This window comes from Adlercreutzia faecimuris (genome assembly GCF_022669055.1).
In the GTDB taxonomy this organism is placed as follows: Bacteria; Actinomycetota; Coriobacteriia; order Coriobacteriales; family Eggerthellaceae; genus Enterorhabdus; species Enterorhabdus faecimuris.
Map to the genome: position 1 here is coordinate 559,777 of NZ_JAJMLW010000001.1, position 13,309 is coordinate 573,085.

Genomic DNA, 13,309 nt, shown 5'->3' on the forward strand with positions numbered 1-13,309 from the left:
CGCGGTCACCACCACCAAGACGCTCGGCGCCTGGTTCGCCGAGGACCAGGACAACGCGGCGCTCGAGGCCTTCATGCGCGGCCGCACCCACCTGGTGGCCGGCACCGCGGGCACCTTCGACATCAATCTGTACCGCGAGGCCACGGCCATGCGCTGGACCTACTTCGACGTGCCCGCCACCGCCGACGGCGTGGCATCGTTCGCGCTGGACAACGTGGTGCTGGACGGCGTGGGCCGCTTCAACGACACCCGCAGCCTGCTGACCAACTTCCGCGACATCGCCAACTGGTACGAGGGCAAGGTGACCGTGGACGTGGCCTACAACCACTTCCACAACGAGGACACCACGCTCGACTTCGCGGACAACGCCACCCCGGTCGAGCACGGCCTGTGGCGCACCAAGCAGAACGAGTGGAACGTCACCGACACCATCCGCGTGTACCGCCGCAGCCCCAACGCCCAGTTCCAGAACCAGGTGTTCCAGACCCATGACCAGGCGATGGACACCTACAACGAGAACGCCGCCCAGAAGACGGGCTACGTCCCCGGCGAGACGTTCTGGTACAAGGACACCGTGACCACGTCCAAGCTGGCCGTGTCGGCGAGCGCCATCAGCTACACCATGTACGACAACGGCAACTGCGGCAACGCGTGGAGCGGCAACAACTCGAGCGGCTACTTCAGCACCAACCGCGGCCACAGCACCTGGGCCCAGATGCGCATCGACTTCACCGTGTACAGCACCACCACCATATCGTGGCAGCAGTACGTGTCGTCCGAGAGCGCCAGCTACGACTGGCTGCGCTACTACATCTACAAGAACGGCGCGAACATCGGCGAGTACGGCAACTGGGGCGGCTCGGTGGCCTGGCATACCCGCAGCCACACGCTCGACCCGGGCAACTACAGCATCCGCTTCCGCTATCGCAAGGACGGCAGCGTCAGCCGCGGCGACGACCGCGCGGGCATCCGCGACATCCAGATCGCCAACAGCCTGGACTCCCTCGCCGGCGGCACCACCATCGGCAACGGCGAGCCCAACACGATGATGATCCCCACCACCCAGGAGGACGGCGCCGGCGAGGGCGAGATCTACAACCCCGTGTTCTACGAGCGCATCCCGCTGGACTACCTGAAGCAGGCCGCGCCCGAGTCGTTCGGCGGCACGGGCCGCGTGGGCGAGGGCACCGGCATCGACGCGGCGTACCTGGAAAGCGTCCTGAACGCGCGCTACGCCGACGGCAGCTTCCGCAACATCACCTGGCGCGACCGCTACGGCAAGAACGTGACGGACATCCGCACCCGCGGCCTGAAGGCCAAGGTCACCCTCGTGGGCACCACCACCGAGGCCGCCGACTACGGCGGGTCGATGAACTACACGTCCACCGGCGGCACCCTGTGCCCCACCTCGGTCACCGACCAGTGCACCGCCGGCTACCGCACCACCGCCGGCAAGGCCTACAGCGACCTGAACCCGCGGGCCGACGGCGTGTCCAACACCACCACCTTCGGCCTGTTCAAGATCGAGTGGGAGGCCGACCCGAACTGGGCTGACGGCAACGTCGTCATCACCGACCCCGACGAGCGCGTCGCCGCGGGCAAGAACGGCCGCTTCCCGTCCGAGAACGAGATGACCACCGGATCCAAGCTGGACGAGTACAACCTCGCCCTGCGCCCGGTCGACCGCCCGGACTACGACTCCACCGTGCTGGAGGTCGGCGACGTGCTCTCCGTCGCCTTCCCCGTGCGCGCGGCCGAGACGGGGCTCCCGCAGGTGTACAAGAACCTGGACGAGTCCACCACCACGGCCACCAACGCCGACGGCACCACCAACACCGAGGGCCGGAAGCCGGCCTACCTGCCGCGTCTGGGCGAGTACTACTACACCGCCTACCACAACTGCGACAACACCACCTACGGCGCCGGCAACTTCCAGACGCTGCCCGGCGCGGGCAACGCCAACTTCGGGCTGTCCGGCAATCTGTCCACGGCCAGCGCCAACCGCCTCCAGACGCAGAACGTGCTGATGGACATGGACGCGCTGCTGCACGAGTCGGCCTTCACCGCCGACAAGCCCAAGCACGTGGACACCTACGAGATGCTGACCAAGTCGTACTCGTTCATCCCCGGCAGCTCCAACAACTACGCCGGCGACGACTACAACAGCCGCACCCGCGGCAACAACAACATCTTCATGGACGGCGACGCCCTGACGAACGCCTACCGCCAGAAGATCAGCTACATCCTGACCGGCACGCCCACCACGGGCACGGTGAACGACGCCGTGAACGGGCTGCCCACCCAGTACACCTACGTCACCGCGGGCCAGACCTCCACGGGCTACACCCGCGACTACTTCCGCTACGTCACGTCCAGCCGCATCGCCGACGCGCTGTCCACCCTGAGCAGCAACGGCGTGGCCGCGGCCCCGCAGGACGTCAACGTGACCGAGGCCTCCACCGGCACTGTGACGGTGGGCACGGGCGACGCCGCGCATCCCGTGAGCGGCGCCCAGGCCGTGTCGCCCACGCCGCTCATCTGGTCGCAGACGCGCCTGCACATGCAGAAGGCGTGGCTGGCCACCACGAGCGAGATGGTGAGCGACTACGACGACGGCTACGGCGCCGCCAACGCCGGCGACGACTACCAGGCCGCGCGCAAGTACAGCGAGGACGCCACCCTGTTCACGGGGTACAACTCCAACGTGGCCGTCACGCTGCCGGGCGCCGACCCCAACTTCAATGACTACCACAAGATGATCCGCGGTAACGGTCAGAACAACCTGATGAAGAATCAGTACGACTACCGCGAGATGGAGTTCGGCCAGTACGAGGACGCCCTGGAGCTGGGCCAGGAGTACACGAGCCAGCTGACCGCCTACAACTACGGCGACCGCAACCTCGACGGCGTGACGTTCACCTACGTGATGCCGCGCGGCGTGGAGCCGGTGCTCAAGGCTGACGGCACCGTGGACCTGGGCGCCGAGCTGCTCAAGAAGGCCAACAGCGCCTCCAACGGCCGCGGCACCGCGGCCAACGACGGCGCGCCCTACGTGGACGAGACCTACGCGGCCATCGACTCCGGCCTGGTGGACGTGGAGATCGTGCAGACGCCCTACGGCGCCTACCACGGCTACGACGCCCCGAGCGCCATCCAGGATCCGGCCGAGTACCGCACGGGCAACGTCATGACGGCCGAGGCCGACCTGTCCGCCGCGCTCGACCGCTCCACCTACACCAACGTCTCCGGCGCGGCCGCCGGCGGCGCGGGCGACAAGGTGGTCGACGGCGAGATCGTGGCCGACCCGGCGCAGATGCGCGGGGCCGCCTACACCCAGAGCTCGCAGCCGTGGGTCATCAAGGTGACCGTGCGTCAGGACCTGGGCAAGTGGTTCGGCCGTAGCGTCGACGGCACCGCCGTCAACGGCGCCGACCCCGACCCGACGTCGATGGCCGACTGCTACGTGGACGGCGGCTACAAGCTGCGCGTGAACCTGCGCAGCCGCATCTTCGGCAACAACGAGGCCGAGGCGTGGTACGACCGCCTGCTGACCGCCCCGTGGGACGACACCGCCAACACCGGCGGCGTGGACGCCGCCACGCGCGGCACGGCCGGCACCCCGGCCGACCCGGGCACCGGCACCGCCGCGCAGCCCGGCACGCCCGACCGCGAGCCGTTCAACAGCTCGGCCTACTACCAGATCTACGACGTGGACGCCTACGAGGGCGGCGCCGCCATCCCGACGCGCCGCCAGAACGTCCAGCCCTTCGGCATGGACTACACCTGGACGCTCATGCACGGCAACCTGGCCGGCGCCCACGCGCCGCTCTACGCCCAGTTCTACGGCTCGCCCACCATGCCGGCCGTGAACGGCTACACCGTGCTGAACAACTCTGTCGTCACCGACGGGGCCGTGGCCGGCGACAACACCGACCTGGCCTCGCTGGCGAACATGGGCCTGCGCGTCACCGATGCCGATCAGGTCAACTACGCCGACGGCCTCAAGCGCGCGAAGAACGCCGACGACACGCTGGGCGCGCCGGTGACGGTGTACGCCCAGACCGGCACCCACGCCGTCATGCGCAAGCCGATGGTGCGCGTGTGGAACACCGTGAGCCCCTACGAGGAAGAGGTCGGCGTGACCTCCGACGCCGTGCGGGCCGTCAACGAGACCTACTACGTCGACACCGAGGCGGACCGCCGCCAGGTGAACGTGCACATCGAGAACCGCTACTGGCTCAACGACCAGCCCTACCAGTGGGAGCGCGTCAACAACAGCTGGCCCTATGCCTACAACGGCACCGTGTTCGACTCGCGCTACCGTAACAGCTACGCCGTCGACGGCGGCCAGAAGGGCGCGCTCACGCTGCCCGTGGTGACGGTGGTCCTGCCCTACGGCGTGGCCCCCTACTCCAAGGCCACCGGCCAGCCCTACCTGCCCGAGGGCGACAAGGCGGCCAGCGCCGGCCGGCCCGTGGGCTGCAAGGACCTGCGCGTGGAGGACTGGGACCTGTCCGCCGTGACGGGCGCCGACGCCGACAACTACGACAACCTGACGGCCCAGCCCGCCGACCCGTCCGACCCGACGGGCTACCAGACCCTGGCCAGCGTCAACGACAACCTCAGCGACGCCTACAAGGCGGCCAACTGGAACGCCAGCTACGACTACGAGCCCGTGACCACCGACAGCGGCGCCACCGAGTATCGCTACGTCATCCGCTTCGAGCCCAAGGCCGACGGCTACAACGACCCGCGCGACCTGGTGACCCAGATCGTCTCGGGCGGCCTGGACACGTTCAAGATCAACGTGATGACCTACGACGAGCCCAAGGTGGGCATGGAGCCGGCCGTCACCGCGAAGGGCTACGAGAACATCCGCGCCTACGTCACGTCGAAGGTGGACGGCTATCAGTTCCTCACCGACGAGGACATCACCGTGGCCAACGGCACCACGGCCGACCGCATCTCCCAGAGCCTGGGCACGGGCGGCGGCAGCGCGTCGCTGGTCAACACGACGGCCTTCAACCCGTTCACCGTGGGCTCCGAGGCCCAGATGACCCGCGACCAGAAGCTGACCTGGCTCAAGTACCGCGCCGAGCACGACACGTGGACCACCATCAACTCCACCACCTACAGCAACCTGTACCGTGCCACGGGCTGGTATGACGTCGACAAGCGCCTGGACGCCACCCAGTCGACCTACTACACCTACGTCAACCACTGCAGCGCCAGCTGCGGCCACGACTACACGGCCGACCCGCACACCGTGGGCTTCATCCCGGCCAAGTACATCAACTGCGGCGTGCGCACCAACGAGCGCGTGCCCAACAACCACCTGGCGGGCTTCAACGGCACCTACGTGGAGTCCCAGGGCACCACGCGCATCCCCAACGCCATGGGCGCCGCGGGCCCGGCTGCCCGCCCGCTCTACGGCGGCAAGGTCACCGTGGGCATCGACGGCGAGCCCATCGCTGCCGCCGATCAGGTGGACAACGGCAAGGGCCTGCTGGTGGGCGACTACGAGTACGACAACACCAGCTACGGCCTGTCCGCGGCGACGACCGCCGCGCTCAACCGCGCCGGCGACACCGCCACCACCCATGACGAGGCCTTCGTGAGCCGCGCGACCATCGACGCCGACAACCCGGCGGGCGTGGCCGCCACGCATCGGGACGAGGGCGTCTACTCCACGGTGAAGCTGCGCACCAAGGTGCCCACGCTCAACGTGGACTACGAGGTGGAGGCCAACCCGAAGAACCGCCCGAGCGACGACCCGTCCAAGCCCAACGGCAGCGGAAGCGAGCCCGGCACCAACCTCACCGGCAACGGCGCCGGCAAGGACTCCATCCTGAAGACCGACGGCTCGGTCATCTCGGCCCCCGTCACCTCGACGGTGGGCAGCACCACGGTGACCGATCGCGTCATGAAGGACACCGACGGCAACGAGCTCATCCACGTGCGCCGCGAGGTGGGCGCCGACGGCACCACCATCGTCACCATGACCCAGAAGGACTCCGCGGGCAACCTGCTGCGCACCGCGCGCCGCGTGACCTCGGCCGACGGCCGCACCGTCACGCTCACCCTCAAGGAGTACAAGAACAACCAGGTGAAGTGGTCGCTGCAGAAGACCTTCAACCTGTCGCAGCTGACCGGCGAGGTGGACCTCACCAACGCCAAGCTGTGGCAGGGCGACTGCGACGCCGGTGGCACGCACCTCATCACCGAGACCTACCGCCGCACGCGGCGCGTAGTCCACGGCGTGATGCCGGTGACCTACGAGCCCGTTCCCACGGCCGAGCTGCCCCTCTACGTCTACGACAGCTCCATCCCCGACAACCTGCGCACCGCGGTGTACGTGCGTCCGAACCCGGCCGACCCCTACACCAAGGTGACCCTGTCCAAGAAGGCCGACGGCACCCTCCAGTACACCCTGGACGGCGTGACCCTGCCCACCACGGGCGTGACCTTCTACGTCAACGGCGGCGCCACGTCTGCCGTGGGCACCACGTTCTACACCATGGCCTACCGCTACGAGCCGGCCACTATCGACTACACGGGCACCCGCTACCTCAAGCGCCCGATGCTCGACGCCAACAACGACCCGGTCTACGAGGCCGACGGCGTCACGCCCAAGTACGAGTACATCGACGAGGCCGATGCGCTCGCCGTGGATCCTGATGAGACGCGCTACAGCCGCGAGGAGGTCTACACGCCCATCCCGCGCGAGACCAACGCGCTGATCGACGCCATCGCCGCGGCGAAGAAGAACCACGAGAGCCTGTATGTGGGCCAGGGCGACGCCTACGTGAAGGCCACCGTCGAGCGGCTCCCCGACCAGGAGAAGGTGGTTATCGACCCGTACAGCTACTTCGAGTACAAGCCGCAGGCCACCGGCACCTTCGAGGCCACCGGCGCCACCTTCTACACGCTGGACGACACCACCAAGGAGTACAAGGAGGAGAAGATCACCTCCCTGGCCGACCTGCAGTTCTGGGCCACCCCCGGTGCTCCGGCCCTGTACGTGAAGACCCCGATCAACGGCCAGGACGCCTACCTGCGCGCCCGCCTGGCCGACAAGGGCCTCGACCCGCTGCTCGACTACGGCTACCGCGTGAAGGGCGCGTCCAAGCAGGACGACGACGTCATCGGCGTGGACTTCTTCACCCGCACCGAGTCGCAGCAGCAGAAGGTCGACGACGACGGCAACCCGATGTACAAGGAGGGCGAGGACGGCAAGCCCGTCGAGGACGAGAACGGCAACTACATCCCGATCATGGAGACGGTGTACGCCTACCATGCGGCCACCGTGGACATCACCACCATCGACGGCTTCCTGGCCGCCGGCGCCTCCAAGCTCTACGTCAAGACGGGCACCGACACCGACGGCAACGACGTCTACGGCGAGGTGTCCCTGTTCAACCGCAACAAGAACCCGCGCTACAAGTACAGCTACACCATCGACGCCATCGCCCAGACCACGGCCGTGGGCGCGCAGTTCTACACCTGCGAGATGGTGACCACCGACACGCCGATGAAGGACGACGACGGCAACGTCATGACCGACGAGGACGGCAACACCATCTACCAGACCGAGCCCAAGTACACCCCGCTCGCCAAAACCGAGAAGCTGGGTGACTACCTGGAGCCCGAGGCCAACGACCTGTACATCAAGCTCACCGTCAACGGCGGCGACGAGTACGTCATGGTCGACCTCGTCCGCGTGCGCGAGGAGGTGCCCGAGCCCGATCCGGATCCGTACGACCGCTTCCAGTACCGCGTGGAGCAGACCGTCCAGGACATCCGCTTCAACACGGTGCGCAAGGTCATCTTCGAGCAGCCGCTGCGCGACCCCGACCTGGCCACCGACGCGGCAGGCAACCCCCTCTACGTGAACGACTACGTGGTGGACGGCCACACCCTGGCCTGGGCGGCTGCGGAGGATCCGTACTACCAGTACAACTACGCCAACCCCGACCTGCTCGACCTGGGCTACGACCCAAGCATGCTGGAGAGCTTCGGCATGGACAACAACTGGGTGGAGCACGAGACGCTGTTCCTGCCCAGCGACGACAACGACGCGTGGCAGTACGACGACACCCCGTGGTTCTCGGCCACCATCCTCAACTCGGCCGACAAGCTCGACCCGGCCGAGTACACCGACATCGTGGAGGCCCAGGGCAACCTGAAGCACGCCAAGCTGGTGTACGCGCTGCACCTGCCCAGCCAGGTGACGTTCTACGACGGCGCCATGCTGACCGACGACAAGGCCCTGGCCGACAGCAACGCCGCCTACAAGTGGATCGGCGACTACGACGAGGCTGACGCCGACTACGCCTTCTACGTGGAGCGCGTCTACCGCGACCGCCACGCCACCACCGCCGACCTGTCCCGTGAGGAGTGGGTCGTCGACGCCGAGGGCCACAAGATCGACGGCAAGACCACGGCTGACACGGCCCTGGGCGAGGGCGTCATGAAGACCGAGCGCCTGACCCCCAAGCAGCTGCTCGACCGCGGCTGGACGGTGAAGATCACCTACCAGCCCGACTACGGCGACAACACCTTCGCCACCACCGGGTCCACCGCGGGCCGCGGCGGGGCGAACAACGCCCACTACGGCAAGGCCGACGGGGACGATCCGAGCGACACCGTGGACTCCCACGGCCTGATCGTCGACACCCTGGCGGGATCCACCACCCTCAACCAGGGCGTGGGATCCTACGCCACCACCAAGGCCAACCAGCACGACCGCGAGGTGGTCGTGTTCGAGCTGGCCGCGCCCGATGACGCCACCGACGAGGAGTTCGACGAGAACGACAGCCTGCTCGACGCGTTCTACGCCGGCACCCACGCCGACGGCTACCTGGGCTACGGCGACTCGATGACCCTGAAGGTGAAGACCCGCCTGGACAACCTGGGCGAGGTGGGCACCGCCATGGACGACGGCCTGTACGAGGACGGCCAGCTGGTCAGCTACAAGAAGCAGATGGAGACCATCGCCACCTGGGACGGCGACGACTCCCAGGTGTACGCCACCGCGCACGAGACGAAGCTGAACTGGATCGACGACGGCGACGAGCAGGGCTGGGACCACCGCCCCGAGAACGGCGGCGACACGGAGTACAAGCCCAAGACCGACGGCGACGCCGCCAAGACCCTCATCGGCACGTCGTTCCACGGTCAGTCGGTCAACCGCTTCTTCCGCGCCGGCGAGAAGGCGGCCGACCACTTCCGCAACAACCTCAACTACGACCGCGACACCGACTACGACGACCTGTACGTGACGGACACCTCCGGGTGGTTCCGCATCCGCAAGCCGTCCATGTCGGTGCGCGCCGACACCGCCGAGCTGCGCAGCCTCATCTACAACTCCGACATGAACGTCTACACCGGCCAGGACGTGCAGCTGCGCGACGACAACAGCTTCTACATCACGCAGGCCATCAACACCGGCGGCGCGGTGAACAGCTTCATCGTCGACTGGCAGGTGCCCTTCTGGGCCACGGCCAGCGCCAACGTGGGCGGCAACGCCATGACGGTCGAGAACGCCAACTTCGAGAGCAAGGACTACGCGCTCGGCCGCTTCCAGTCGCTGTTCCAGTCGGTGTCCACCGGCATCTGGGAGGTGCCGGGGGCCGAGTACGAGCTGAACGGCAAGAAGGTGACGGCCAACACCGAGGGCGCCAAGCCCGCCAACGAGGCCGCCGAGACCGAGAGCCAGCTGCGCCTGTTCATGTTCGCCCGCGTGGGCAACATGGACGCGGGCGCCGCGTCCAGCGTGTTCAACGAGCAGAACGGCCCGACCTACAACGACTACGAGAACTTCGCGCTGCCCGGCAGCGACGCCGACCGCGACTACTGGTACGGCGAGGACGAGCTCGATCCCATCGTCGGCAGCACCGACGCCAACACCGCCGACGCCCAGGCCTGGGTGCCCATCGGCGAGCGCAACGGCTATGCCATCACCGACAAGAGGAACGTCACCATCGACGACTCCTTCCTGGCGCAGTACGGCGCCGACGCCCAGGTGCGCCAGATCCGCTGGGTCATCAAGGCCGTGCCCGTGACCACGGGCGCCGAGGGCAAGCAGATCGCGCACGTGGAGGACGACACCCTGGCTACCAAGGTGCCCGTGCCCCATGGGTTCCGCCTGGACGTGGACGCCATGCCCGACCGTGCCGCGGACAAGGAGCTGAAGGACACCAACGGCAACATCATCAGCTCGCAGGGCAAGCAGGAGGCCGACGACTTCGACCCGCTGCGCCTGAACGTGGGCTGGGACTACCGCGTCAACAACCGCGGCCTGGTGGACGCCCTGGACGCCGCGGGCAACTACTACCCCGACACCACGGTGAAGATCCACCGCGGCATCACCGACAACGCCCCCATGGTGCGCTTCTCGTCCTCGGTGGGATCCGACCTCATCGTGGGCCTGGGCTCCAAGGACGGCCCGGACATGAGCACCAAGCGCTCCGCCGACACGAGCGAGGTGCACGCGAACCACTTCGTGAGCGCCGTGCCGCGCTACGACGACACCAAGCACGTGCAGACCGAGCGCGCCCGCGCCGGCTTCATCCGCACGCCTGAGAGCCCGGTGCTGGCGCTGACCATCACCCAGGGCTACTTCACCGGCGACGCCAAGCTCTACCAGTGGCGCGACGGCAACAACAAGATCGAGAAGCGCACGTCCCGCATGATGCGCTACAAGATCGTGCTGTCCAACCTGAGCGCCGAGCAGATGGAGGCCCTGGGCTTCGAGGGCTACCAGCCCGACAACTGCGGCAACCCGCAGATATCCCAGATCCTGCCCTTCGTGGAGGGCTACGCCGAGGCCGAGCTGGCCGGGCGCCCGCTCACCTACGTACCCTACGAGAAGGTGACCACCGACAAGCAGTACAACTACTTCGACTGGAACTACATCAGCGAGCAAGAGGGCAAGAAGAACGCCACCAACATCAACGACAAGACGCCCATCTGGACCTACTACCTGGCCGATATGACCGACTACCTGGAGGTCGGCACCGTGCTGGGCACCGGGTCTGCCAGCACGCCGCGCCTGAACGACCCGTCCGTGGGCGGCGACTTCCTCATGCGCGACAAGCCCGGCAGCGTCGATCCCTCCACGGGCGAGCCGGTCATGCCGGAGCGCAAGTTCATGAGCTGGCAGTTCGCCGGCCAGCAGACCACCCACACCAACGAGCAGGGTGAGGAATACGTGGAGACCGCCCGCGGCGTGCTGCGCCCGGGCCAGGGCATCGTGGTCGAGCTGCTCATGCCCATCTCCAGCGAGAACAACGACCTGCTGTCCGAGGACCTGATGATGACGTCGGGCTACGGCTACAAGCCGGGCAACTTCATGCCCTACACGCCGTCCGCGTCGTCCAACGACGGCTCGACCCGCGGCCTGGTGTCCGACACCCGCGACGTGAACATGGACGGCCAGCGCAGCCAGTCGATGATCATGATGCAGCTCAAGGCGCTCGAGTTCGAGGCTGAGGGCTCGCTCAACATCTCCAAGACGGTGACGAGCGACGTCGAGGCGCTGGCCAGCCTGGCGGCGGTGCCCGAGGGCGCCACCTACACCTACCAGTCCAACATCCTCAACAACGACGGCGACTCCAAGAAGGCCGCCAACTTCAACGACATCGTGTTCTACGACATCCTGCCCTACGAGGGCGACCAGCGCGTTCGCGCCGCCAACCAGGACGGCGACGCCTCGCCGCGTAACTCGCGCTGGAACGGCGTCGTGACCGACCTCGACTCCATCGAGATCAAGCAGTTCTCCGCCAGCACCGCCTACGGCCTGCCGACCGACGGCAAGATCCTCGACGACGGCAACGAGGTGGAGGTCTGGGTCGGCCCCTACACCGAGGATGCCAACGGCAACCTGTCGGTGGGCGACATGGACGACCTCATGTGGCTCTACGACAAGACCGAGAAGTACACCTACGGGCCCAACTACCCGCCGGCCGACGAGCTGGCCAAGCCCGACTTCGACTACACGAAGTGGGACATGACCGACTTCACCAAGCGCGAGGACACCGTCTTCGAGTCCATCGAGATGCTACGCAACGGCATGGAGGGCGACGCGGAGAACGGCTTCGCAGGCGCCAAGTCGGCCGAGGAGGTCAAGCGCGAGTACAACCTCATCCCGCTTTCCGAGCTGAAGGAGTACGTGGCCGACCATCCCGAGCGCCGCGATGAGCTGACCTACGCGCTGCGCGCCATCTGGGTTCAGGCGGCCCAGCGCATCGTCGTGCCGCCGCGCGGCTACGTGCGCCTGTCGGTGGACCTGACGGCCCCGCTCAACCTGCCCAAGTACCTGGGCAACAAGGACAAGGACCCGTCGGACATCCTGTCGGACAAGGACGCCACCGAGCAGGCCCGCCAGCAGGCCTACCAGATGCTGTCCGTGCAGCAGATGAACACGTTCCTGCCGCGCGTCAACCGCACGAGCGTCCCCAGCAAGAACGAGACCTACTACGACGAGAGCCCCGAGGCGGCCGCCTTCGTGGACGCCCCCGACGGGCGCGGCTACATCGGCGACTACGTGTGGCTCGACGCCGACTGGTCGCAGACGCCTGAGGACGACGTGGCGGGCTTCACCACCGACAAGAACGGCGACCCGGTCATCGGCGCCGACGGGCACGTGGTGGGCAGCGCCTACCAGAAGAGCGCCAACGGCCGCTACCTCATCCGCGGCGAGAACCGCACCATGGACTCCGCCGGCAACGTGACCACCGAGCGCTTCGACAACTCCGTGGCCACCGTGGACGGCAAGGAGCAGACGCGCCTCGTCGACCTGGACTACGACGGCCAGGTGGAAGACCCCGGCGTCAACGGCGTGAAGGTGGAGCTGCTCAACGAGTACGGCCACCCGGTCAACCGCGACGGCGAGGTGGTCAAGCTGGTCAACAACCAGGGCACCGGCTACCAGAACCGCTGGGTCGTCTGCGATGCCCGCTCCGGCGAGCCGCGCCGCGACGCGTGGGGCAACTACATCAACGCCGACACCGGCGCGCCCTACGTGGTGTACACGCAGACCGACTACTACGGCAACACCGGCCACTTCATCTTCTCCAACCTGGCGCCGGGCAACTACCGCCTGCGCTACACGTTCCCGGAGGAGTACTACAACTTCTCGCCCACGGCCAAGACCATCGGCCAGAAGGACGTCTACGCCAACGAGAAGGACACCGAGCTGACCATCGAGCGCGTGGAGAAGGACGCCCGCGCCGGCATCGACGCCGCGCTCATCCTGACCACGGGCACCGTGAAGGTGGAGGCCGTCGCCTACGACAAGGCCAACTAC

General features: G+C 67.3%; 1 protein-coding gene (cut by both window edges). It reads left to right on the forward strand.

Every position in this 13,309-nt window falls within one protein-coding gene, locus tag LPT13_RS01935, for an SdrD B-like domain-containing protein, read on the forward strand. The gene is 66,612 nt long; 25,511 of those nucleotides lie to the left of the window and 27,792 to its right, leaving coding positions 25,512-38,820 in view, spanning codon 8,504 (partial) through codon 12,940 (complete); the first complete codon in view begins at position 2. Both codon boundaries (start and stop) fall beyond the window edges.